The sequence below is a fragment of the Lederbergia wuyishanensis genome (genome assembly GCF_022900255.1).
GTDB classification, from domain to species: Bacteria; Bacillota; Bacilli; order Bacillales; family Bacillaceae_C; genus Lederbergia; species Lederbergia wuyishanensis.
In genome coordinates, this window is the sequence record NZ_JALIRM010000001.1 from 438,585 (window position 1) to 463,298 (window position 24,714).

General features: G+C 35.5%; 21 protein-coding genes. All 21 read left to right on the forward strand.

Translation table 11 applies throughout. From position 1 onward, the window contains the following. The first annotated feature begins 73 nt into the window (after nucleotides 1-73). Nucleotides 74-2,107: a flagellar biosynthesis protein FlhA gene (gene flhA / locus MT489_RS02295; protein WP_244679883.1), complete on the forward strand. Its 2,034-nt coding sequence runs from the start codon at nucleotides 74-76 to the stop codon at nucleotides 2,105-2,107. Then, nucleotides 2,104-3,255, forward strand: a complete 1,152-nt coding sequence (gene flhF, locus MT489_RS02300) for a flagellar biosynthesis GTPase FlhF (RefSeq protein WP_244679884.1) — start codon at nucleotides 2,104-2,106, stop codon at nucleotides 3,253-3,255. The genes flhA and flhF overlap by 4 nt, the downstream gene beginning before the upstream one ends. Next, complete coding sequence (locus MT489_RS02305; protein ID WP_244679885.1) at nucleotides 3,252-4,112, forward strand: MinD/ParA family protein; 861 nt, start codon at nucleotides 3,252-3,254, stop codon at nucleotides 4,110-4,112. Before flhF ends, MT489_RS02305 begins: the two co-directional genes overlap by 4 nt. A gap of 173 nt (nucleotides 4,113-4,285) precedes the next feature. Further along, nucleotides 4,286-4,891: a chemotaxis protein CheB gene (locus tag MT489_RS02310; protein WP_244679886.1), complete on the forward strand. Its 606-nt coding sequence runs from the start codon at nucleotides 4,286-4,288 to the stop codon at nucleotides 4,889-4,891. A 4-nt stretch (nucleotides 4,892-4,895) separates the two neighbouring features. Continuing rightward, nucleotides 4,896-6,929, forward strand: a complete 2,034-nt coding sequence (locus MT489_RS02315) for a chemotaxis protein CheA (protein ID WP_244679887.1) — start codon at nucleotides 4,896-4,898, stop codon at nucleotides 6,927-6,929. A gap of 19 nt (nucleotides 6,930-6,948) precedes the next feature. Beyond that, entirely contained in the window at nucleotides 6,949-7,416 is a 468-nt protein-coding gene (locus MT489_RS02320; RefSeq protein WP_244679888.1) for a chemotaxis protein CheW, read from the forward strand. Next, on the forward strand, nucleotides 7,406-8,044 hold the full coding sequence (locus tag MT489_RS02325) for a chemotaxis protein CheC (RefSeq protein ID WP_244679889.1): 639 nt from the start codon (nucleotides 7,406-7,408) through the stop codon (nucleotides 8,042-8,044). The genes MT489_RS02320 and MT489_RS02325 overlap by 11 nt, the downstream gene beginning before the upstream one ends. Beyond that, complete coding sequence (locus tag MT489_RS02330; RefSeq protein WP_244679890.1) at nucleotides 8,037-8,531, forward strand: chemotaxis protein CheD; 495 nt, start codon at nucleotides 8,037-8,039, stop codon at nucleotides 8,529-8,531. The genes MT489_RS02325 and MT489_RS02330 overlap by 8 nt, the downstream gene beginning before the upstream one ends. 42 nt (nucleotides 8,532-8,573) lie before the next feature. Next, entirely contained in the window at nucleotides 8,574-9,329 is a 756-nt protein-coding gene (locus MT489_RS02335; protein WP_244679891.1) for a FliA/WhiG family RNA polymerase sigma factor, read from the forward strand. A 14-nt stretch (nucleotides 9,330-9,343) separates the two neighbouring features. Continuing rightward, nucleotides 9,344-9,655 (forward strand): hypothetical protein, encoded by a 312-nt coding sequence (locus tag MT489_RS02340; protein WP_244679892.1) that lies wholly within the window; start codon nucleotides 9,344-9,346, stop codon nucleotides 9,653-9,655. A 9-nt stretch (nucleotides 9,656-9,664) separates the two neighbouring features. Then, nucleotides 9,665-10,171, forward strand: a complete 507-nt coding sequence (locus tag MT489_RS02345) for a hypothetical protein (RefSeq protein ID WP_244679893.1) — start codon at nucleotides 9,665-9,667, stop codon at nucleotides 10,169-10,171. 151 nt (nucleotides 10,172-10,322) lie between these two features. Further along, nucleotides 10,323-11,042 (forward strand): 30S ribosomal protein S2, encoded by a 720-nt coding sequence (rpsB, locus tag MT489_RS02350; RefSeq protein WP_244679894.1) that lies wholly within the window; start codon nucleotides 10,323-10,325, stop codon nucleotides 11,040-11,042. Between the two features lie 118 nt (nucleotides 11,043-11,160). Continuing rightward, nucleotides 11,161-12,042, forward strand: coding sequence for a translation elongation factor Ts (gene tsf / locus MT489_RS02355; RefSeq protein ID WP_244679895.1), 882 nt, complete (start codon nucleotides 11,161-11,163; stop codon nucleotides 12,040-12,042). A 324-nt stretch (nucleotides 12,043-12,366) separates the two neighbouring features. Beyond that, on the forward strand, nucleotides 12,367-13,092 hold the full coding sequence (pyrH, locus tag MT489_RS02360; RefSeq protein ID WP_244679896.1) for a UMP kinase: 726 nt from the start codon (nucleotides 12,367-12,369) through the stop codon (nucleotides 13,090-13,092). Beyond that, a complete protein-coding gene (gene frr, locus MT489_RS02365; RefSeq protein ID WP_244679897.1) occupies nucleotides 13,092-13,649 on the forward strand; it encodes a ribosome recycling factor in 558 nt (185 codons plus the stop codon). The genes pyrH and frr overlap by 1 nt, the downstream gene beginning before the upstream one ends. A gap of 592 nt (nucleotides 13,650-14,241) precedes the next feature. Beyond that, a complete protein-coding gene (locus tag MT489_RS02370) occupies nucleotides 14,242-15,039 on the forward strand; it encodes an undecaprenyl pyrophosphate synthase (RefSeq protein WP_244679898.1) in 798 nt (265 codons plus the stop codon). Next, the gene (locus MT489_RS02375) at nucleotides 15,036-15,821 is read left to right on the forward strand and encodes a phosphatidate cytidylyltransferase (protein ID WP_244679899.1); all 786 of its coding nucleotides are present in this window, start codon (nucleotides 15,036-15,038) and stop codon (nucleotides 15,819-15,821) included. Before MT489_RS02370 ends, MT489_RS02375 begins: the two co-directional genes overlap by 4 nt. A gap of 27 nt (nucleotides 15,822-15,848) precedes the next feature. Further along, complete coding sequence (dxr, locus tag MT489_RS02380; RefSeq protein WP_244679900.1) at nucleotides 15,849-16,994, forward strand: 1-deoxy-D-xylulose-5-phosphate reductoisomerase; 1,146 nt, start codon at nucleotides 15,849-15,851, stop codon at nucleotides 16,992-16,994. Nucleotides 16,995-17,026: 32 nt separating this feature from the next. Beyond that, entirely contained in the window at nucleotides 17,027-18,289 is a 1,263-nt protein-coding gene (gene rseP / locus MT489_RS02385; protein WP_244679901.1) for an RIP metalloprotease RseP, read from the forward strand. A 29-nt stretch (nucleotides 18,290-18,318) separates the two neighbouring features. Continuing rightward, nucleotides 18,319-20,019, forward strand: a complete 1,701-nt coding sequence (locus MT489_RS02390; protein ID WP_244679902.1) for a proline--tRNA ligase — start codon at nucleotides 18,319-18,321, stop codon at nucleotides 20,017-20,019. A 229-nt stretch (nucleotides 20,020-20,248) separates the two neighbouring features. Beyond that, nucleotides 20,249-24,577, forward strand: coding sequence for a PolC-type DNA polymerase III (locus MT489_RS02395; RefSeq protein WP_244679903.1), 4,329 nt, complete (start codon nucleotides 20,249-20,251; stop codon nucleotides 24,575-24,577). The last annotated feature ends 137 nt before the right edge of the window (nucleotides 24,578-24,714 follow it).

Here is a 24,714-nt window from a genome sequence, read left to right on the forward strand (position 1 = left end):
ACCAAGGTACTAAAAAGACATTGAACAATCGCATTTCAACTTTTATTATTTAGGTTTTTTAGGAGAGATTGTTGTGAAAGTGAAAGATCTTGCAGTTCTATCAAGTGTAATATTGATTGTTGCCATGTTGGTTATTCCTTTTCCTCCATGGTTATTAAGCTTATTAATCATAATAAATATTTCACTTGCGCTTCTTGTATTATTAACATCAATGAATATGCAAGAGCCTCTTCAATTTTCAATTTTTCCTTCATTGTTATTATTATTGACACTCTTTAGATTGGGCCTGAATGTTTCAACGACAAGATCGATCCTTTCGAAAGGTGATGCTGGCGGTGTTGTTGAAACGTTCGGGACTTTTGTAGTTGGTGGAAATGTGTTAGTCGGTTTAGTCGTTTTCTTCATACTGGTTATTATTCAATTTGTTGTTATCACTAAAGGTGCTGAACGTGTATCAGAGGTTGCTGCTCGTTTCACCTTAGATGCGATGCCAGGGAAGCAGATGAGTATCGACGCAGATTTAAATGCTGGAATTATTTCAGAACACGAAGCACGATCAAGAAGAGAAAAAGTTTCGCGAGAGTCAGATTTTTATGGAGCGATGGACGGAGCAAGTAAGTTTGTAAAAGGTGATGCAATTGCGGGTATTATTATCGTTATTATCAACCTTTTATTTGGAATAATTATTGGAATGCTTCAACAAGGACTACCAATTGGAGAAGCCGCTGTAAAATATTCAATGCTTACCGTTGGGGATGGAATTGTAAGTCAAATTCCAGCACTCCTAATTTCAACAGCTACGGGTATTGTTGTTACTCGTGCAGCTTCTGAAGGAAACCTTGGATCTGATATCGTTGGGCAGCTATTTGCTTTTCCGAAAATGCTCTATGTTGCTTCAGGTACCATTTTTCTTTTAGGATTGGCAACTCCAATCAATGATATTTTAACAATGCCTATTGCAGCATTACTAGCTGTAGGTGGTTTCGTTCTCTCAAAAGTACCCGCCAGACAAGAAGTTGATCAATTAGATCAGCTTGAAGATACCGAAACAGATGACTTAAGGAGTCCTGAAAGTGTGATTAATCTACTAAATGTAGAGCAAATTGAATTCGAATTTGGTTATGGGCTAATCCCGCTGGCAGATATTAATCAGGGCGGAGATCTACTTGATCGTATAGTTATGATTAGAAGGCAGTTGGCACTAGAGTTAGGTATTGTTATCCCTGTTGTAAGGATCAGAGATAACATACAGCTTGAACCGAATGCATATCGTCTAAAAATAAAGGGAAGTGAAATGGCAAGGGGTGAGTTATTATTGGATCATTACCTAGCCATGAGCCCTGGTGGAGAAGATATGCTGGAAGGAATCGATACTATAGAACCTTCATTTGGACTACCTGCTAAATGGATAACAGAGGAAGTAAAAGAACAAGCAGAAATACTAGGTTATACAGTTGTCGATCCTCCATCAGTCGTTTCTACCCATATTACTGAAGTATTAAAAGCGAATGCACATGAACTATTAGGAAGACAAGAAACGAAGCAATTGATTGACCATATTAAAGAATCATTTCCAATTCTAGTAGAAGAAGTTACTCCTAACCCTCTTACAATTGGTGAAGTTCAAAAGGTTCTTGCAAAACTTTTGAAGGAGAATGTCTCTATACGAAATTTACCAATCATTTTTGAAACTTTGGCTGATTATGGGAAAATGAGCACCGATACAGATTTACTAGCGGAATATGTAAGGCAAGGCTTAGCTAGGCAAATTACCAATCAATATGCAGATGAGAATTCGATGTTAAAAGTAATAACAGTATCAGGTAAAGTGGAAAAATTAATTGCAGACAGTGTCCAGCAAACAGAACATGGGAATTATCTATCAATGGATCCAGATGATTCCCAATCTATACTTGAAGCAACAGCAATTCAAATTGAACAACAATCATTAATGCAGCAAGCACCTATTTTACTGTGCTCGCCTGCTGTTCGAATGTACGTAAGGCAATTAACAGAAAGATACTTTCCTCACGTTCCTGTTCTTTCTTATAACGAATTGGAAGCAAATGTAGAGGTTCAAAGCACTGGGATGGTGAGTGTTGAATGAATATAAAGAAAGTAATTGCTCCGACTATGTCGGAAGCAATGAAAAAAGTAAAAATGGAGTTAGGCGAAAATGCGGTTATCTTGAATTCAAAGGTCATTTTTCATGGCGGTTTCTTTGGATTATTTAGAAAAAAAAGCATAGAAGTTATTGCTGCATTGGATGAACAGCCAATGCATGTTCAACAAACAAGAAAAAATAAAAATAGAAAGATTCCTAACACTGGAATAAAGCCTTCTGATTTGAGTTCATCAAATCAAAAGGTAGGACAGAAAGATACGGATATACTTTCGGAAATTTCCGAGTTGAAGTCAGAGATTAAAGCAATGAAGAAAAGCAATCAATTCTACAATCAATATCCGGAACGAATCCAAAAATATTTGTTCAAGCTTATAGAAGAAGAAGTGAATGAAGCATTTGTATTAAAAATTGGAGAGGTTTTACTTGAGAAATGGAGAAATTCAGATAAGAAACCGAGTGATTTAGAACTTTCACAATGGTGTGAAACATTTCTAATAAATCAATTAAGCCATGTTAACTTTAACGGTATTTCTTATAAAAAGAAGTTTGTAAATTTTGTTGGTCCAACAGGTGTAGGAAAAACAACAACCATTGCGAAATTAGCTGCTGAAGCGGTTCTGGAACACAAGAAAAAAGTAGCATTAATCACTACAGATACTTATAGAATTGCGGCAATAGACCAGCTTAAAACTTATGCGCAATTGCTAAATATTCCTGTAGAAGTTGTGTATGAGGAAGATGACTTTCATTCAGCTGTTATCAAATATGAAGACTATGACATCGTACTTATCGATACAGCCGGTCGTAATTATCAAGAAAAACAATATATTCATGATTTGCAGTCATTGTTTGGAGATGAAACAAATATTGAAACTTACTTAGTTTTATCCATTTCAATGAAAGAAAAAGATATAGAGAGAATTATAGAAAACTTCTTAGAATTGAATTTCAATCAATTTATCTTTACGAAAGCGGACGAGACTAGAAGTTTTGGAATTATGTATAACTTAATTTGCAAATATAAAGTAGGGGCAGCTTACATTACAACTGGTCAAGATGTACCCGATGATATTATTGCCGCTACTCCTAAAGTGATTACCGAATATCTTCTCAGGGATGAATTATCATGAAAGATCAAGCTGAAAAGTTGAGATTGAAAATGACAGATATCGCCAAAAAAAGCCAAGCTAAAACAATTGCTGTTGTTAGTGGGAAAGGCGGTGTGGGGAAATCAAATATTTCGATTAATATTGCAATGCTATTAAACAAAAAAGGCAATAAGGTTTTATTATTTGATTTCGATATTGGGATGGGGAATGTAAATATTCTTCTCGGTAAACCTTCTCGATTAACCCTTTCGGAATTTTTACATGAAGAAGCAACATTAAAGGATTTAATTAACGATATTAATGAAGGAGTTTCATATATAGCTGCAGGAAATGGCTTAAATGAGACGATAGACATCGATGAAAGAATGTTAACAAGACTTTTAGAAGGCTTGAAAGATCTTCAACATCAATATGACTATATCATTTTTGATATGGGAGCTGGAGCGACTTCAGCTTCTTTAAAAGTATTGCTAGCAGTTGAGGATATTATCGTCATCACGACACCTGAACCTACGGCGATTACTGATGCGTATTCGATGATGAAATTTATTTGCCTTGAAGGAGCTACAGGTAATTTTTTCTTGATTTGCAATCGTGCAGATAACGAAAAACAAGGAAGAGAAACATTGGAGAGATTGAAACAAACAGCTCTAAAGTTTTTGCATAAAGAAGTTGCATCACTAGGAATATTACCTGAAGACAGCCATGTAAGAAAAGCAGTGATTAATCAAACAGCATTTTCTGTTTCTTATCCTAAATCTTCTATTTCAATAAAATTAGAAAACCTAGTACGTTTATATTTAGATGAACAGAATATGGATGATAGCAACAAGGCAGAAGATTCATTTATTCATAGATTGCGACGTTTTTTCTTTTAGTTAGGTTCTTTTCTCAAAAAAATATTGCCCTTTTTACAAATATTAATTTAATGTCATCCTGAGAAAGGGCTACTAACTTAATAGAGTGTTAAACATCTATATAAGATGTAGAAGTGGGCTACTGGATTTACGAAAACTAGCCTTTAGTTAAGATTAGAGGAGTAGTAATAAATATGACATCACGTATAGAGCGGCACAGAAAAAAAATAATATGCATCGGAACATCAACAGGGGGCCCTCGAGCCTTACAAGCTGTTTTATCTCAATTACCTAAAGAATTAGATGCTTCGATAGTAATTGTTCAACATATGCCTCCGAAATTCACTAAATCTTTAGCCGATAGATTAAACACTTTATGTGAAATTGATGTCAAAGAAGCTGAGGATGGGGAATTATTAAAAGAAGGAACTGCATACATAGCACCGGGTGGACGACATATGACAATCGTGCAAATAGCCGGTAAAGCAAAAGTAAAAGTATTAGACAGTCCTCCAGTTAATGGACATCGCCCTTCAGTCGATGTCATGTTTAACTCCATTCATCATTTAATTAATTTTGATAAAATTGCAGTGATTATGACAGGAATGGGCTCTGATGGAGCAGCTGGTTTGATAGAATTAAAGAAAGAAAATAATGTTTATGCCATAGCAGAATCCGAAGAAACCTGCATTGTTTATGGAATGCCCAATGCTGCTGTAGCAACAATGAAAGTCGATGCTATTGCTAAGCTTGATGATATTGCTGAAACGATCTTAACCTATATGAAAATAAGGACGTGAGCTTATGGATATGAATCAATATTTAGAAGTGTTCGTTGATGAAAGTAAAGAGCATTTATTAGCACTAAATCAAAATCTGCTTGAATTGGAAAAAGCCCCTCAAAACCTTGAGATTGTCAATAATATATTTAGAGCAGCTCATACGTTAAAAGGTATGTCAGCCACTATGGGTTATACAGATTTAGCTAATCTAACTCATATTATGGAAAATGTTCTAGACGATATAAGAAATGAAAAAACGAATGTGTCATCACAATTGTTGGATACTGTATTCCTAGCAGTGGATGATTTGGAAGCAATGGTAGAATCAATCGCATCTGGCGGAGATGGAATTCGTGATGTAAGTATAGCCATTGCAAAGCTTGAACAGATTGAAAAAGGAAAGATAACAAAAGAGCATGCCAAAGAAGAAATAGCTGCAACCTTAGAACCAATTACATATCCTAAAAATAAATATGACCAATATGAAAAAACGATTATCGAGCAATCAAAAGAACAAGGCTATGATTGTTATGAATTAACGATTTCTTTACGTGCCGACTGCTTATTAAAAACCGCTCGAGTGTTTATGGTATTTGAAGTTTTAGAAAAATGCGGAGATGTAATAAAAACTACCCCTGCCGTTGAGCAATTAGAAGAGGAACAATTTGATTCCGAATTTACTGTTACCATAATTACAAAAGAATCAAGGGAAGATCTTAAGAAGAAAATCATGAAAATTTCGGAAATTGAATCGGTAGAAACGAATTTAATAGACCCAGTTTCAATTACTGAAAATAGTGAAGACAAAATAGGGAAAATAGAAGAAAACAATAATAACGAGATTCAAGCTTCTTCACCTACTTCCTCTAAAAAGCAGGAAAAAGTAGAGAAGCAATCAAATAAAGTTGCTAATAAAACGATTAGAGTAAATATTGAGCGTCTTGATACGTTAATGAATCTTTTTGAAGAACTTGTCATTGATAGAGGTCGCTTAGAACAAATTGCTCAAGATATAGAAAATACTGATTTAACTGACACAGTGGAAAGAATGTCGAGGATATCTGGGGATTTACAAAGTATTATTTTAAATATGAGAATGGTTCCTGTTGACAATGTTTTTAATCGATTTCCAAGAATGGTTAGACAGCTAGCAAAGGATTTAAATAAACTTCTTGAATTGGAAATTATTGGAGCGGAAACGGAATTAGATCGTACTGTGATTGATGAAATTGGAGATCCTATCGTTCATTTATTACGAAATGCTATTGATCATGGAATTGAAAGTCCAGAAGTACGTCGTACAAATGGAAAACCCGAAACAGGTAAAATTCAATTGAAAGCTTATCATAGTGGAAATCATGTATTCATTGAAATTTTGGATGACGGGGCAGGCATTAATCGAAATAAAGTAATTGATAAAGCTATTTCAAAAGGAATAATATCTCAAAATGAAGCAGCTGAACTAACGGATACTAAGGCATTTGAATTAATCATGGCACCTGGGTTCTCAACAGCAGAAACGATATCAGACATTTCAGGACGTGGAGTTGGTTTGGACGTTGTCAAATCCAAAATTCAATCATTAGGCGGTACAGTTTCAATTGATTCAGTAGAAGGAAAGGGGTCAACTTTTTCCATTCAATTACCATTAACTTTATCAATAATATCTGCCATGTTGATAGAAATTGGCCCGGAAAAATACGCAATACCGCTCTCATCTATTATTGAAACAGCGATTATTAAAAAGTCTGACATTATGATTGCACACAATCAAGAAGTTATTGATTTTAGAGGTAAAGTAGTTCCTCTCATATCATTAAAAGACATCTTCGGACTTCATGATAATCATAAATTAGACGAATTTATTTCCATTGTAATTGTGCGAAAAGGCGATAAAATGGCAGCACTAATTGTTGATTCTTTCATTGGACAACAAGAAATAGTACTTAAATCGCTTGGAAATTATTTAACTGAAGTATTTGCTATTTCTGGTGCAACTATTTTAGGTGATGGACAAGTAGCTCTCATCATTGACTGCAACGCATTAATCAAATAATTATAAGGGGCTGAAAACAATGAATAATACGATTGCCACTGATCGTAAAGTAATTGTTTTACTATTAAATGATAAAGAATATTCAATATCAGTTGAACATGTTACGGCAATTGAAAAAATGCTTCATATTACAAGAGTACCAAACGTTCCTCCTTTTATTAAAGGTGTGACGAATTTACGGGGTGTTATAATTCCGATTATTGATTTAAAAAGGCACTTTAATCTAGGAGATGCAGATTATACAGATCGTACGAGAATAATCATTGTATCTTATAAGAATATGACAGTAGGTATGATTGTCGATGAAGCAAATGATGTATTAGATATTCCACTGTCAGCCATTGAGCCATGTCCGGATGTAGCCGGAGCTGCGCCTGATGAATTTATCAGCGGAGTCGCGAACTTGGAAAAAAGACTAGTTCTATTATTAAACCTTGAAAATATTGTTAATCCTCTTTCTTTTAGGGATGGAAACTATGGAGCTTAAAAAAGTCATTACACCTTTTCATTTAGACGTTTTAAAGGAAATTGGTAATATTGGAGCTGGAAATGCAGCTACGGCCCTTTCTGTTTTAGTTGGGAAAAATATAGATATGAAAGTTCCATCAGTAAGGATTGTATCATTTGATGAAATGCTTGAAATGGCAGGTGGACACAATACTGTAGTCACAGCAGTATATTTGAGGGTGGAAGGCGATGCCTCAGGAAGTATGTTCTTTATTCTTCCTATAGAACAAGCGACTAAATACGTACAAATATTAACAGGCGATACTTCATTTTCATTCAAAAATCCACCTTATTCAGAGATGGGACTTTCTGCTATGCAAGAATTGGGGAATATATTGTCAGGATCTTATCTATCATCTCTATCGGATTTTACTGGATTGGATCTTTTCCCGTCAGTTCCGTCTATTAGTATTGATATGGCGGATGCTATTTTAAGTTATGGGTTGATTGAATTATCACATACTCAAGATTATGCAATTGTGATTGATACGGCATTAGATGAAGAAAATCCTAACTCCAATTGTGTAAAAGGTCACTTTTTTCTACTACCTGATCCAAACTCGTTTTCAGTTATCTTTAATACACTGGGAGTCGAATTGAATGATTGATACAGTTGTAAGAGTTGGAATTGCAGATATGAAAATAGTAAAGTTTCCTGACAAAATTAGAACATCAGGACTTGGATCATGTGTCGGGGTAGTTATTTATGATAAACAAGTGAATATAGCAGGACTTGCGCATATTATGTTGCCAGACTCATCTCTTTCACGAGGAGAAAAGGCGATTAATAAGGCGAAATTTGCAGATACAGCTATAAAAGAGCTTACAAGTGAACTAGTTTTAAAAGGTGCAAATAATAATAGGCTCAGAGCTAAAATTGCTGGAGGAGCGCAAATGTTTCATTTTTCCTCCCAAAATGATCAAATGAGAATAGGTCCACGCAATGTGGAAGCAGTTAAAAAAGAGCTAAAGTCATTAAAGATTCAACTCATTGCTGAGGATACCGGGGGCCATAGTGGCAGGACGATTGAATTCGATACAGAAACATGTATGCTGCAAATCAAAACAGTTTACCAAGATATTACGGAAATCTGATCAGCATACTATAATGGCCTGTAACTGTTTGGAGGAGAAAATATGTCAAACTCACCACCACTGGAAGAGAAGAAATATTGGGAGCTTTGGACTCATTCCCGTGATGCTGATGCAGGAGATATACTTGTAGAAAAATACTTGCCTTTAGTTTCTTATCATGTTCAACGAATTTCAGTAGGTTTGCCTAGAAATGTTAGTAGAGAGGAGCTAAAAAGCTTAGGGTTAATGGGCCTCTTGGATGCATTAAATAAATATGATATATCGAGAGATTTAAAATTCGATACATATGCTTCATTTCGAATTAGAGGGGCAATCATAGACGGACTAAGAAAAGAAGATTGGCTTCCAAGAAGTACTAGAGACAAGGTAAAGAAAATTGAAACTATAACTAATATGCTAGAACAAAAGTTGCTGCGTCATGCTTCAATCGAAGAAATAGCTTCAGAAAGTGGATTTTCCGAAGATGAAGTATGCAAAACTCTAAATGAACATTTTTATGCAAGTGTCTTATCAATGGACGAACAAATTTACGATCAAGACGACGACAGTCACAGCCATAACATACATGATGAAGAAACACTGACACCAGAAGAACAGATTGTAAAAAAAGAATGGCTTAATGACCTTGAAGTGGCACTTGCCGAACTCAATGAAAAAGAACAGCTTGTATTAAGTTTATTTTATAAGGAAGAATTGACATTTACGGAAATTGGAGAAATTTTGCAACTATCAACATCAAGAATTTCCCAGATTCATTCTAAGGCGATAGTTAAATTAAAAAATGTACTTCTAAAATAACGGAGCTATAATATATGAGCCTTAAATCGATTGAAATGCAAGTTGCCATCCCAAGAACAGTAGAAGCTGGAAAAATGTCCGAGCAGCTTCAGCAAAGAGGGCAAGTGATTGTTGAACAGGCAACGGAAGAAATGAAAGAAAAAGTGGAACGTGAACGTACCGGGATTATTGAAACAGATTCAAAGGGAAAATTATTGTTAAACGATAACAAATCATCTGGTCAGCATAATGATGGATTGCAATCAAAAAAAAAGAAAGTAAGACAATTAAAGAAAGTGGTGGCCAACCACCCTTATAAAGGAAAAACAATCGATTATAATGGGTAGTGATAACATTTGACCGGAATACTAATCTTTATATTATTTATGTTAAATATTTTTTTGATTTTGGCAGTCGTAATCTTATATCAACGCCAAAATCGTTTTATAGAAATGGAAAAAAATCAACGTAAAATCCAACAGGAATCTGAAGAAATGTTAGCTGCATTTCTAATGGAACTAAAAGAAGAAAATAATTCATTCATATCTAACTTTCAGCATGTAGAGAAGGATAATAGTTCAAATTTTCAGCCTGAAACTAGTGAGATAAATGATGAAGTAACAGTGAATATAAAGCAAGAGGAACCAATTAATTCTGAAGTATATTCTAGAATGTTAGCTTCAGATATTTATCAAAAAGCTAATAAACAGATAAGAGATTCTGAAGTATATATTGAAAAAACATTCGAGGAACAAGTAGAAGAACTCTCTCAAAAAGGTCTGAACAGCAGCCAAATAGCTAAACAATTAAAAAAAGGGAAGACTGAAATAGAACTTTTACTCAAATTTCACGAAAAATCGTAAGTATTACTTGATAGCATACTTTTTTTATGCTATATTCATTGATGGTGTTAATACACACGTTCCGTGATTTTGTTACATGGTGCTGCTCAAAAACAGAATGTACAAAAAATGAGCGGGGCGGAGGATAAAAAACCAAGGAGGAAAAAACACTATGTCAGTAATTTCAATGAAGCAATTGCTTGAAGCTGGTGTACATTTTGGACACCAAACACGCCGTTGGAACCCAAAAATGAAAAAATACATTTTTACAGAGCGTAACGGCATTTATATCATCGACCTTCAAAAAACAGTTAAAAAGGTTGACGAAGCTTATAACTTTATGAGAGAGCTTGCTGATAACAACGGAAAAGTCCTTTTCGTTGGTACAAAAAAACAAGCTCAAGAATCAGTTAAAGAAGAAGCAGAGCGTGCAGGACATTATTATGTTAACCATCGCTGGCTTGGTGGAACTTTAACTAACTTCGAAACTATCCAAAAAAGAATCGACCGTCTAAAAGCGATTGAAAAAATGGAAGAAGACGGTACTTTTGAAGTATTGCCTAAAAAAGAAGTCGGTGTGTTGAAAAAAGAATATGACCGTCTTGTTAAATTTTTGGGCGGTATTAAAGATATGAAAACTCTTCCTGATGCAATGTTCATTATTGATCCTCGCAAAGAAAGAATTGCAGTTGCAGAGGCACGCAAATTGAATATTCCTATCGTCGGAATCGTTGATACTAACTGTGATCCTGATGAAATCGACTATGTAATTCCTGCAAACGATGACGCGATTCGTGCGGTTAAACTACTAACTGCTAGAATGGCTGATGCATTAATCGAATCTAAGCAGGATGAAGAAGCAGAAGAAGCAGCTGAAACTGCTAACGTCTAACATATTAAAAAGCTATAGCACTGGAGTTTGACAGAGCTGTATCATTACGATAAAAGGTGATAAGAGTGTTAGACGCTTATCACCTTTTTTCAAACTATCATTTAGGAGGACTAGACAAATGGCAATTACTGCACAAATGGTTAAAGAATTGCGTGAAAAAACGGGCGCAGGTATGATGGATTGTAAAAAAGCGTTGACAGAAACAAACGGAAATATGGAAGAAGCTATTGATTTTCTACGTGAAAAGGGAATTGCATCTGCAGCTAAAAAAGCTGACCGTATTGCTGCTGAAGGAACTACTTATATTTTGAGCCAAGGCAATAACGCTGTCATCCTTGAAGTAAATGCTGAGACTGACTTCGTTGCGAAAAACGAAAACTTCCAAAGCTTAGTAAAGGAATTAGCTGAGCACCTTTTAGCAAACAAGCCAGCATCAGTTGAAGAAGCATTAGATCAAAAAATGTCTAATGGGCAAGCAGTTAGTGAGTACGTGAACGCTGCTATCGCGAAAATTGGTGAAAAAATCACTTTGCGTCGTTTTGAAGTTAAAACAAAAACTGACAATGGTGCTTTTGGTGAATACTTGCATATGGGCGGACGCATTGCGGTACTTACTGTATTAGAAGGTACTACTGATGAAGCTGTTGCTAAAGATGTAGCGATGCACATAGCTGCTATCAATCCTAAATATATTTCACGTGATGAAGTATCAGAAGAGGAAGCAGAACATGAGCGCCAAGTACTTACTCAACAAGCTTTAAATGAAGGAAAACCTGAAAACATTGTTGCTAAAATGGTAGAAGGTCGCCTTCGTAAATTCTTCGAAGATATTTGCTTGCTTGATCAAACTTTCGTTAAAAACCCTGATCAAAAAGTTCGTCAATTTGTAGAATCAAATGGTGGGAAAGTTGTAGAATTTATCCGTTTTGAAGTTGGGGAAGGTATCGAGAAGCGACAAGAGAATTTTGCAGAAGAAGTTATGAGCCAAATTAAGAAGTAATATTGAAGGGAACATTCTGTGTTCCCTTTTTTCAAAGAAAAGAAACTGTTAAAAAATATAAATGATTCTTTTCTTTGGCTCCAACGATTCAGGGCAAAAATTCGTAATGCCAAATTTCAAAGTACAAACTTGTTCTTAGAACATTTGTATAGAGAAGGTAGAACGTGTGCCTAGGGCTTTTCTTAAAAATGTCATCATTATTTCTCTTAGAGCAAAAAATATCGAAATATGGCTTCCATGCCATTTGGCTTATAGGAGTGGAAAACAACTTGTTTGGTTAATAAATCCAAGCAAAATAATACATAACTACATACGGAGGTTCTTATGGGCAACCCAAAATATAAACGAGTCGTGCTTAAACTTAGTGGTGAAGCACTAGCCGGAAATGAAGGCTTCGGTATTAATCCTGCTGTCATTAAATCAATTGCTGAACAAGTTAAAGAAGTAGCTGAATTAGGCGTTGAAGTTGCTGTAGTAGTAGGTGGAGGAAACATTTGGCGCGGGAAAGTAGGAAGTGAAATGGGAATGGACAGAGCAACCGCAGATTATATGGGGATGCTAGCAACTGTCATGAACTCACTCGCACTTCAAGATAGCTTGGAACATCTTGGAATTGAAACACGCGTTCAAACATCAATTGATATGAGGCAAGTTGCCGAGCCTTACATCCGTAGAAGAGCAATACGTCACTTAGAAAAAAATCGCGTCGTGATCTTTGCTGCTGGAACTGGAAATCCGTATTTCTCTACAGATACTACTGCTGCGCTTAGAGCTGCTGAAATAGAAGCTGAAGTTATTCTTATGGCTAAAAATAATGTCGACGGTGTTTATAACGATGATCCAAAAATAAATAAAGATGCTGTAAAATACGACCAACTCTCATACTTAGATGTTTTAAAAGAAGGTTTGGGGGTAATGGATTCTACAGCTTCTTCATTATGTATGGATAATGATATACCATTGATTGTTTTTTCTTTTACAGAAAAAGGAAATGTTAAACGTGCAGTCATGGGTGAACAAATTGGAACATTAGTGAGGGGGAAAGAATAATGGCGAAGCAAGTAATTTCTGAAACGAAAAACAAAATGGAGAAAGCAATCCAAGCTTATACTCGTGAACTAGCAAGTATTCGTGCAGGTAGAGCTAGTGCATCATTGTTAGATAAGCTGACAGTTGATTATTATGGTGCACCGACACCTGTGAATCAAATGGCTTCTATTTCTGTGCCAGAGGCTAGATTGCTTGTTATTCAACCTTATGATAAATCCATTCTCGGTGATATTGAAAAAGCAATATTAAAATCGGATCTTGGACTTACACCTTCGAATGATGGTACTTTAATTAGACTTAGCATTCCTCAACTTACAGAAGATCGCAGAAAAGAACTGGTAAAAGTTGTGAAAAAAGAAGGCGAAGATGCGAAGATCGCTATTCGTAATATTCGTCGTGATGGAAATGAAGAATTAAAGAAACTTGAAAAAAATGGGGAAATTACTGAAGATGATTTGCGCGGTTACTCTGATGATATTCAAAAATTAACAGATAACCATATTAAGAAAATTGATGATATTACAAAAGAAAAAGAGCAAGAAATATTGGCTGTATAAAAGGATATCAATGAATCGATTTATCTCCCTTTATCATGAAGGGGGATTTTTCTTTTTGTAAATTAATAATTAAAGCATGATAAATTCCCTTTCAGGCACTCACTTACAATTAGTGCCAAAAAGTGGAAAGTTCATGCCCTAGTCAAGATGAGTGGATAAGTCGATGATAACCTATGTAGGAAAAGAGCGGAAAGTTACTAAACGCTAGAAGTCGAAGCTGACAGATGGCCGTGGATTTCAATTGACACAAGTTTCTAAGGGGGACTTGCGCCTTCTGCTTCAATTGAAATGGTGTCAATTATTGATGCGTGTGTGATACTTAGAATCTACAAACTAATAAAAGTAAATTTAGTAATTACTTTATTAAAAGTTTGGTCTGACATCCATTTACACATTTTATTTTAATTATTTAAAGTAATTGCTATGATGTTGAACGCTGATGAACATAAGCTTTCGAACTTTACTATGTTATAAAATGTATAATATTTATACTTTCTGTATCATTCTCTATCCAAATAGTAATATTTTATTTATAATAGGAATTATGGTCTTTCGATTATATAAGGAAGCAACTCTGATGGAGGATCCTTTCATGTTAAATAAAATAAATTTATGGAAAAGCTCAAGAAAAACACTTTCAATAGATGAGAGAATAGAACATGTGTTAAAACAGCCCATACCAAATCATATTGCCATCATTATGGATGGGAATGGTAGATGGGCAAAAAAACGGGCTTTACCCCGAATAGCAGGTCATCATGAAGGTATGAGAGTAGTACGAAAAATTACGATGTTAGCTAATAAGCTTAATATTGATACGTTAACCCTTTATGCCTTTTCAACGGAGAATTGGAAACGTCCTAAACAGGAAGTAGATTATTTAATGGGATTGCCTGAGGAATTTCTTGGGAAATTTCTTCCTGAATTAATTGAAGAAAACGTAAAAGTTTGTATGATTGGCAATAATAATAGAATTCCTGAACATACAAAACGTGCTGTTCAAAAAGCGATAGATAAAACTTCTTCTAATACAGGACTAAAGTTAAACTTTGCTTTAAATTACGGAGGCAGAGCAGAAATTCTTGAGGCAGTTAAGGAAATATCAAATGATGTAAGGAATGGGAAATTAATTGAAAGCGATATTGATGATGAGTGCTTTTCTAAATATTTGATGACTCATAATCTTACAGATCCTGATCTCTTAATTCGCACAAGTGGGGAGCTGCGTATTAGCAACTTTATGCTTTGGCAAATTGCCTATTCTGAATTATGGTTTACAGATGTGTTATGGCCAGATTTTAAAGAGGCGCATTTACTAGAGGCAGTTGAGGCATATCAGCGGCGTACAAGACGATTTGGAGGAATACATAGCGAGGAGTCACAGAAATGAAACAACGAATCATAACAGCCACGATATTGATTGCGATATTTTTACCAATTGCCATACTAGGTGGAATTCCTTTTCTTTTTCTTGCATACGTAATGGCATCGATTGGATTATATGAACTTTTTCAAATGCGAAAGCTCTCAATTTTTTCTTTTCATGGATTAATAGCACTTATTTTACTGTGGATTTTCTTATTACCCAATCATTATTTTGACATAATTAATATTACTGGTCTTTCAAAAATTGAACTAGCTTTTGCAGCTGTACTACTATTTTTATCATATACTGTAATTGTCAAAAATTATTTTTCGTTTGATGACGTAGGTTTTATACTTTTATCCGTTTTATATATAGGGATCGGGTTTTTCTATTTTGTGCAAATTCGCGAGGAAGGACTAGTTTACCTTTTTTATGCTTTATTCGTTGTATGGGTAACAGATTCAGGTGCGTATTTTGTGGGAAGGAAATTTGGAAAACATAAATTGTGGCCAGATATTAGTCCGAATAAGACAATTGAAGGATTTTTTGGAGGAATTGCGTCAGGATTAATTGTAGCCATTTTATTCATTTTCTTTTCCAACATTCAAATTCCTTTTTTACAATTGCTAATCGTTACGATTATTGTTTCTATTTTTGGACAAATGGGGGATTTAGCTGAATCTGCATTGAAAAGACATTATAGCGTGAAAGATTCTGGTAATTTATTCCCAGGGCACGGAGGCATCCTAGATCGATGTGATAGTTGGTTATTTGTATTGCCCCTACTCCATTTTTTAATATTTTAATTCAGATTTTTTTCAAGGAGCGAAATAATGAAATACATAAGTTTGCTTGGTGCGACTGGTTCAATTGGTATACAAACTCTAGATGTTATACGCAATAATCCAAATCACTTTAAACTAGTTGCCATTTCTGCGGGGAAAAATATAGGGCTTGTTAGGAAAATTCTGCATGAATTTAAACCGGAATTTGTCTCAGTACAATATAAAGAGGATTATGAACGATTAAAAATTGAGTATCCACAAGAGATAACTTTTGGGTATGGGGCAGAAGGATTAATGGAAGCCGCCGTATATCATAAGTCAGATGTACTTTTAAATGCAGTGATCGGCAGTGTAGGTCTATTTCCAACATTACAAGCCATAAAAGCAAAAAAGACAATTGCGTTAGCTAATAAAGAAACATTAGTGACTGCAGGACATCTTGTTATGAGCATCGCTAAAGAAAATAATGTTCCTATAATACCAGTTGATAGTGAGCATTCCGCTATTTACCAATGCTTGCAAGGGGAAAAACTATCAAGTGTGAGAAGGCTGATCATTACAGCATCTGGCGGAAGTTTTAGAGATTATAGCCGCGAGGAACTTCAAAATGTGACATTAGAACAAGCACTAAATCATCCAAATTGGTCAATGGGCTCCAAAATAACGATTGACTCTGCTACAATGATGAACAAAGGATTGGAAGTAATAGAAGCTCACTGGCTATTTGACAAACCATATGAAAAAATAGATGTTCTTTTACACCGTGAGAGCATTATCCATTCCATGGTTGAATATGATGACAGCAGTATAATAGCTCAATTAGGAACACCAGATATGAGAGTACCGATTCAATATGCACTTACATATCCGGAAAGATATCATTTTCAAACAGACAATCGTCTAGATTTAGCTAAGATTGGTCAGCTTCATTTTGAAGAAATGGATTTTAAAAGGTTTAGATGTTTAGAATTTGCTTATGAGGCCGGAAAAAGAGGGGGTACTTTGCCTACTGTACTAAATGCTGCAAATGAAGTAGCTGTACATGCATTTCTTTCAGGAAACATCTCTTTCCTAGCGATTGAAGATATGATTGAAAAGGCACTTACCCGGCATACTTATATTAAGAACCCAGATCTTTATACAATTCAAGAAGTTGATGCAGAAACACGGGGTTATGTTAACTCACTAGTTTAGTGAGAAGCTATTTCTAAAGGAGGTTGAGTCATTTGAATACCGTTATTTCCTTTATCATAATATTTGGGGCTCTCGTATTTTTTCATGAACTGGGACATTTTATTTTTGCTAAGCGTGCCGGTATACTTGTAAGAGAGTTCGCAATTGGGTTTGGTCCTAAAATTTTTTCATACAAAAAAGGTGAAACGATATATACAATACGTCTTTTGCCTATAGGTGGATTTGTAAGAATGGCTGGGGAAGATCCTGATATACCGGAAATAAAACCTGGGCACCGGATCGCAATCCAATTTGATCATGGTGAAAAGGTAAATAAAATTATCTTAACAGGTAAAAATCGTTTTCCAAATGTAAAAGTGATTGAAGTTGAAAAAGCCGATTTAGAACATCGCCTTATTATCCAAGGATATGAAGAAGGAGAGGAAGATCTTCTTCAAACATTTAACGTCTCTCGTGAAGCAATTGTGGTTGAAGACCAAGTAGAAACACAGATTGCTCCATGGGATCGACAATTTGCTTCAAAAAAATTAAGTGCAAGAGCTATGACTATTTTTGCTGGGCCATTGTTTAATTTTATTTTGGCAATTGTTGCCTTTACGTTGATAGGGATTATTCAAGGGGTACCTTTAGAAGAAGCTAAACTTGGTAATGTGCTTTCAGATGGGGCAGCTCAAGAATCTGGATTGCAACAAGGAGATCTTGTATTAAGTATCGACGGTTCTGAAGTAAATACATTTACTGATATGACTAAGATTGTTAGAGCACATCCGGAAGAAGAGCTTGTTTTCACAGTTGAAAGAGACGGCAAAACTTTGGACATCCCAGTAACTCCAAAACGATTTGTTGAAGATGATAAAGAAATTGGCTTAATAGGAGTTCAATCATATTTAGATAAATCATTTTCAAAAGTCGCCCTGAGCGGTTTTATTGAAACCTATCATTGGACAATAAAAATTTTCCAATTGCTTGGACAATTGGTAGTGGGTAAATTTTCTATTGATATGCTTTCAGGACCAGTAGGGATTTATAAATCTACAGAAGAAGTTGCAAAAGCTGGCATACTTTATTTAATGAAATGGACTGGTCTTTTGAGCATTAATTTAGGCATAATGAATTTATTGCCGATTCCTGCACTTGATGGTGGACGACTATTATTTTTCGGAGTTGAAGCTGTCAGAGGAAAACCTATCGACCGCCATAAAGAAGGACTGGTTCATTTTATCGGCTTTGCACTTTTAATGGTGCTGATGATAGTTGTTACTTGGAATGATATTCAACGATTTTTTATTAACTAATCAATGTACTAAAAGATGGGGTGCTAAGTTTGAGACAAAGTATGACATTAATTCCTACTCTTCGTGAGGTTCCAGCTGATGCGGATATTAAAAGTCATCAGCTCCTTCTTAGAGCGGGCTTTATTAGACAAACTGCAAGTGGAGTTTATACATACATGCCACTTGCAAAAAGAACGTTAGATAAGATAGAGAGTATTATACGTGAAGAAATGGAGAATGCTGGTGCAGCTGAATTACTAATGCCTGCATTACAACCAGCTGAGTTGTGGCAAGAATCAGGCCGTTGGTTCACGTATGGCGATGAATTAATGCGTATGCATGATAGACATGGAAGAGATTTTGCGTTAGGGGCTACTCATGAGGAAGTAATTACAAGCATTGTAAATGATGATGTACAATCGTACAAGCGACTTCCACTTACACTTTATCAAATTCAGACAAAGTTTAGAGATGAGAAAAGACCAAGATTCGGCTTATTACGTGGACGCGAGTTTATTATGAAGGATGCATACTCCTTTCATACTTCTGCTGAAAGCTTAGATGAAGTTTATAATAAAATGTATACTGCGTACATGAATATTTTTACTAGATGCGGTTTAGACTTTAGAGCAGTTTTAGCAGATTCAGGAGCAATTGGTGGTAAAGATACTCAGGAATTCATGGTTTTATCAGAAATTGGTGAAGATACTATAGCTTATTCCGATACTTCTGACTATGCTGCAAATATTGAAATGGCTGAATGTGTTGTCGACTATAAGAGAACAACTGAGGAAGAAAATGAATTAGAAAAAATCTCTACTCCCAATCAAAAAACAATTGCTGAAGTATCGTCATTTTTCAATGTAAATTCACAAAAATGCATTAAGTCACTAGTATTTAAAGTAGATGATGAGCCTGTTATGATACTAGTTCGCGGAGATCATGACGTCAATGATATAAAAGTTAAAAATGTATTAAATGCTAAATCTGTTGAGCTTTGCGATCACGAAGAAACGGAAGAAATATTAGGATGCCCTACTGGTTCTCTTGGCCCTGTCGGGGTTAATGGTAAATTGAAAGTATATGCAGATCATGCAGTAAAAGTTATGGTTAATGCTGTTTGTGGTGCTAATGAAGATGGCTATCATTTCTCTAATGTGAATCCTGGAAGAGATTTTGAAGTTGATTTTTATGCAGACTTTAGATTTATTACCGAAGGAGATCCTTCTCCGGACGGACAAGGAAGAATAAGATTTGCCCGCGGAATAGAAGTTGGCCATATTTTTAAACTAGGTACAAGATACAGTGAAGCGATGGATGCCAATTATTTAGACGAGAATGGGCGTGCCCAAAACTATATTATGGGTTGTTATGGTATTGGGGTTTCTCGTACGTTGTCTGCAATTGCCGAACAATTTAACGATGAAAATGGACTAGTTTGGCCTAAAAATATTGCTCCATATCATGTTCATTTAATCCCGGTAAATATGAAAGATGACGCCCAAGTCTCTCTAGCAGAAGAACTATATGAATTATGTAAAGCAAATCGATATGATGCTTTATTAGATGATCGTTCTGAAAGACCTGGTGTCAAATTCAAAGATTCTGACTTAATTGGTCTCCCAATCCGCGTAACGATTGGAAAAAGAGCTAGTGAAGGGATAGTAGAAGTAAAGGTAAGAAAAACTGGCGAATCGTTTGAAGTGGATAAAGCAAATTTGCTGCCATTAATTAACGATTTATTAAAATAACAGTCATTGTAAAAAATTAAAATGCAGTTAAGTTGATTGGAGAAGAAGGTGCAAGACACCCGCGGGATAAGAGTATACCGGAGACCCCTTCGGCGCAGTAAGCGCCGAGGAGTCTCCGAACTCCCTGTGGAAAGCGAGTGCTCTAAGTGGAAAATCAACTTAACGGTTAACAAAGTCAAATAATAAATAATAGGTACCTATTTGGGTACCTTCTTCATTGGAGGCAGATATGGCAATGAATTCCGCCGAAAAAAGAGAGAGATTTCAGTTGCTACTGCAACAACTCAGTTTAACTGATGATGCATTTATTCAATATTTTTATAATGCAGAAATTACAAAGCTTATCATTGATCGATCTCAAAAGAAATGGCATTTTTCCTTCATGTTTGAAAAAATAATTCCGCATAATGTGTTTTCTACGTTTTCAAATCATCTTCAAAAATCTTTTCAACATATTGCTTCTGTTAGTTTTGTAGTAGAAACACAGGATGCAGATACTGTTCCTACTGAACAACTAATATTAGATTATTGGAATGCATGTGTTAAGGAAATAGATGGCATATCTCCAATGCTATTAATCTTATTAAACGAACAATCTCCTAAAATAAATGGAAATAAAATGATTATTCGTGCACGAAATCACACAGAAGCAGAGACTTTAAAAGTAAAATATGGTGGAATCATAGTTAATATATACAAGAGTTTTGGTTTTCCTCAGCTCCAATTTGATACAGAAGTAAACGAGGAGCAACAATCTGAAGAAGTCCAAAGAATCATAGAAGCAAATCGAAAAGAAGATGAGGAACGGGCTAGACAAGCTGTTGTAGATATGCAACGTACGGATGCTGAAAAAGAGAAAAGTAATGGGGAAACCGTTGGTCCACTTACGATTGGCCTCACCATTAAAAACGATGATGAAATTAAGAAGATTGAAGAAATTATTGATGAAGAAAGAAGAATCGCGGTAGAAGGATATATTTTTGATGCAGAAGTAAGAGAACTAAGAAGTGGACGTTCCCTATTGACATTTAAGATGACCGACTATTCGGATTCCATTTTAGTAAAAATGTTTTCAAGAGATAAAGAAGATGCTGAAATGCTGAATTTGGTAAAGAAGGGAATGTGGGTGAAGGTAAGAGGGAGCGTACAAAATGATACATTTGTCCGCGACCTAGTCATGATAGCTAATGATATTAATGAAGTAAAACCAAAGACACGATTAGATTTAGCAGAAGATGGTGCTAAACGTGTAGAATTGCATCTTCATTCTCCTATGAGTCAAATGGATGCAATAACTTCAATATCAAGCTACGTTGCTCAAGCGAAAAAATGGGGACATAAAGCAATAGCGATTACAGATCATGCGGGTGTACAATCTTTTCCCGAAGCATATAGTGCAGGGAAAAAAAATGACATAAAAATTCTTTATGGATTAGAGGCTAATTTAATCAATGATGGTGTACCAATTGCTTATAATAGTGACCACAGACTTCTTGAAACTGCCGAATATATCGTTTTTGACGTGGAAACAACAGGGCTTTCTGCTATTTACGACACGATTATAGAACTTGCAGCGGTCAAAATAAGAGATGGTGAAGTAGTCGACAAGTTCGAGAGCTTTGCCAATCCACACCATCCTCTATCAGCGACTACTATTGAATTGACTGGAATAACAGATGATATGGTAAGTGACGCACCAGAAGTAGAAGAAATGCTACAGAAATTTTACGAATGGTCGGAAGACGCTATATACGTAGCTCATAATGCAACATTTGATATGGGGTTTTTAAACACTGGATTCCAAAAGATTGGAATTGGAAAATCTAAGAACCCTGTTATAGATACGTTAGAGCTTGCTAGATTTTTATATCCCGAATTTAAGAACCACCGCTTAAATACTTTGGCTAAAAAGTTTGATATAGAATTGACCCAGCATCACCGTGCTATTTATGATGCTGAGGCTACAGGATTTTTATTTTTGAAAATGTTAAAGGATGCTAAAGAAAAAGGCATAGAATATCATGATCAATTTAATGATTATATGGGTGAAGGTGATGCCTATAAGCGGGCAAGACCGAGCCATTGTACATTGCTTGCAAAAAATGATATTGGCTTGAAAAATATATTTAAGCTTGTTTCTATTTCTCATCTAAACTATTTTTACCGCGTTCCTAGAATTCCTAGGTCTGTTCTTGAAAAATATAGAGATGGGATTTTGATAGGATCAGGTTGTGATAAAGGTGAAGTTTTCGAAGCAATGATGCAAAAAGGGCAGGCTGAAGCTGAGAAAGCTGCTGCTTTTTATGATTATTTAGAAGTTCATCCTAAATCTGTTTACGCTCCATTAATAGAAATGGAGCTAGTAAGAGATGAAAGTGATTTAAAAGATATCATTAAAAATATCGTAAACATGGGTGAGAAGTTGAATATTCCAGTGGTCGCGACTGGAAATGTCCATTATTTAAACGAAGAGGATAAAATTTACCGCAAAATATTAATTTCATCTCAGGGTGGCGCAAATCCTTTAAATAGGCATGAATTGCCAGATGTCCATTTCAGAACAACAAATGACATGCTTTCAGAATTTGCCTTTTTAGGAAAAGAGCAAGCTCGGAAGATTGTTGTTGAAAACTCAAATTTAATTGCGGATATGATTGACAACATTAAACCTATTAAAGACGATCTATATACTCCAAAAATTGAAGGTGCTGAAGAAGAAATCAGGACAATGAGCTATGAGAGAGCAAAAAGCATCTACGGTGATCCACTCCCTGATCTTATTGAAGCACGCTTAGAAAAAGAATTAAAAAGTATCATTGGACATGGTTTTGCTGTTATCTATCTCATTTCACATAAGCTTGTTAAAAAATCATTGGATGATGGCTACTTGGTAGGTTCCAGAGGATCAGTTGGATCATCTTTTGTTGCAACAATGACTGAAATTACTGAAGTAAATCCAATGCCTCCTCATTATGTTTGTCCGAATTGTAAGCATTCGGAGTTTTTCGATGATGGATCGGTTGGTTCGGGATTTGATTTGCCTGATAAGGATTGTATTCAATGTGGTACTGCATACAAAAAAGATGGTCACGATATACCATTTGAAACATTTCTTGGCTTTAAGGGAGATAAGGTACCAGATATCGATTTAAATTTTTCAGGTGAATATCAGCCTCATGCACACAACTATACAAAGGTACTCTTTGGAGAAGATTATGTTTATCGTGCTGGTACAATAGGAACCGTCGCAGAAAAAACTGCTTTTGGTTATGTTAAGGGATATGCTCAAGATAATAACCTTCATTTAAGAAATGCTGAAGTTGATCGCTTAGTTCAGGGGTGTACAGGGGTTAAGAGAACGACAGGACAGCATCCAGGCGGAATAATTGTTGTTCCAGATGATATGGAAATTTTCGATTTTTCACCAATTCAATATCCTGCCGACGATAGTGATTCTGAGTGGAAAACAACCCATTTTGATTTTCATTCCATACATGACAATTTATTAAAACTGGATATTCTTGGTCACGATGATCCGACTGTTATAAGAATGCTTCAAGATTTAAGTGGAATCGATCCTAAAACAATTCCAACTGATGACCCAGAAGTTATGAAAATCTTTAGCGGAACTGAATCCCTTGGGGTAACTGAAGAGCAAATAATGTGTAAAACGGGGACACTGGGTATTCCTGAATTTGGTACTAGATTTGTTCGACAAATGTTAGAAGATACAAAACCAACTACCTTTTCAGAACTTGTTCAAATCTCGGGCCTGTCACATGGTACTGACGTATGGCTTGGGAATGCACAAGAACTTATTCAAAATAAAACATGTACATTATCAGAAGTTATTGGCTGTCGTGACGATATTATGGTTTATTTGATATACCAAGGGCTGGAGCCTTCACTTGCATTTAAAATCATGGAATCTGTTCGTAAAGGGAAAGGACTTACTCCTGAATGGGAAGATGACATGAGGAAGAATAATGTTCCCGAATGGTATATTGATTCGTGTAAAAAAATCAAATATATGTTTCCTAAGGCGCATGCAGCTGCATATGTATTGATGGCTGTAAGAATTGCTTATTTTAAAGTGCATCATCCTTTGTTTTATTACGCTGCTTACTTTACCGTAAGGGCAGAAGATTTTGATTTGGAAGCTATGGTTAGAGGTTCCCAAACAATTCGAGCAAGAATTGAAGAAATCAATATGAAGGGTCTTGACGCATCTCCGAAAGAAAAGAGTTTACTTACAGTATTGGAGCTTGCACTGGAAATGAGTGAAAGAAATTTTAAATTTAAGCGGGTCGATCTATATAGATCAAGTGCTACTCAATTTATTATTGATGGAGACGCGTTAATCCCTCCATTTAACTCTATACCAGGTCTAGGAACTAATGCTGCGTTAAACATAGTTAAAGCAAGAGAAAACGGTGAATTCTTATCAAAAGAGGATTTACAGCAAAGAGGAAAAGTTTCTAAGACTATTATTGAATACCTAGAAAAACATGGTTGCTTAGAATCTTTGCCTGATCAAAACCAGTTATCATTGTTTTAGGGAATTTGTATGATTTGCATATACTTGACGGATATGGTATATTTTTAATGGAAATACTATGAATAACTCTCTGTTGACAAAAAAGAGTGGGCATCCCCCACTCTTTCGTATTGTTCTAAAGAAAAACAGAAGAGGCC

Excerpts from the sequence above, each read along its gene's own strand:
- dxr (WP_244679900.1), top strand. The coding sequence starts at position 15,849 with ATGAAATACATAAGTTTGCTTGGTGCGACTGGTTCAATTGGTATACAA.
- MT489_RS02370 (WP_244679898.1), top strand. The coding sequence starts at position 14,242 with ATGTTAAATAAAATAAATTTATGGAAAAGCTCAAGAAAAACACTTTCA.
- rpsB (WP_244679894.1), top strand. The coding sequence starts at position 10,323 with ATGTCAGTAATTTCAATGAAGCAATTGCTTGAAGCTGGTGTACATTTT.
- MT489_RS02395 (WP_244679903.1), top strand. The coding sequence starts at position 20,249 with ATGGCAATGAATTCCGCCGAAAAAAGAGAGAGATTTCAGTTGCTACTG.
- MT489_RS02325 (WP_244679889.1), top strand. The coding sequence starts at position 7,406 with ATGGAGCTTAAAAAAGTCATTACACCTTTTCATTTAGACGTTTTAAAG.
- flhF (WP_244679884.1), top strand. The coding sequence starts at position 2,104 with ATGAATATAAAGAAAGTAATTGCTCCGACTATGTCGGAAGCAATGAAA.
- MT489_RS02340 (WP_244679892.1), top strand. The coding sequence starts at position 9,344 with ATGAGCCTTAAATCGATTGAAATGCAAGTTGCCATCCCAAGAACAGTA.
- MT489_RS02335 (WP_244679891.1), top strand. The coding sequence starts at position 8,574 with ATGTCAAACTCACCACCACTGGAAGAGAAGAAATATTGGGAGCTTTGG.
- MT489_RS02310 (WP_244679886.1), top strand. The coding sequence starts at position 4,286 with ATGACATCACGTATAGAGCGGCACAGAAAAAAAATAATATGCATCGGA.
- tsf (WP_244679895.1), top strand. The coding sequence starts at position 11,161 with ATGGCAATTACTGCACAAATGGTTAAAGAATTGCGTGAAAAAACGGGC.
- pyrH (WP_244679896.1), top strand. The coding sequence starts at position 12,367 with ATGGGCAACCCAAAATATAAACGAGTCGTGCTTAAACTTAGTGGTGAA.
- MT489_RS02320 (WP_244679888.1), top strand. The coding sequence starts at position 6,949 with ATGAATAATACGATTGCCACTGATCGTAAAGTAATTGTTTTACTATTA.
- MT489_RS02330 (WP_244679890.1), top strand. The coding sequence starts at position 8,037 with ATGATTGATACAGTTGTAAGAGTTGGAATTGCAGATATGAAAATAGTA.
- MT489_RS02315 (WP_244679887.1), top strand. The coding sequence starts at position 4,896 with ATGGATATGAATCAATATTTAGAAGTGTTCGTTGATGAAAGTAAAGAG.
- MT489_RS02305 (WP_244679885.1), top strand. The coding sequence starts at position 3,252 with ATGAAAGATCAAGCTGAAAAGTTGAGATTGAAAATGACAGATATCGCC.
- MT489_RS02375 (WP_244679899.1), top strand. The coding sequence starts at position 15,036 with ATGAAACAACGAATCATAACAGCCACGATATTGATTGCGATATTTTTA.
- frr (WP_244679897.1), top strand. The coding sequence starts at position 13,092 with ATGGCGAAGCAAGTAATTTCTGAAACGAAAAACAAAATGGAGAAAGCA.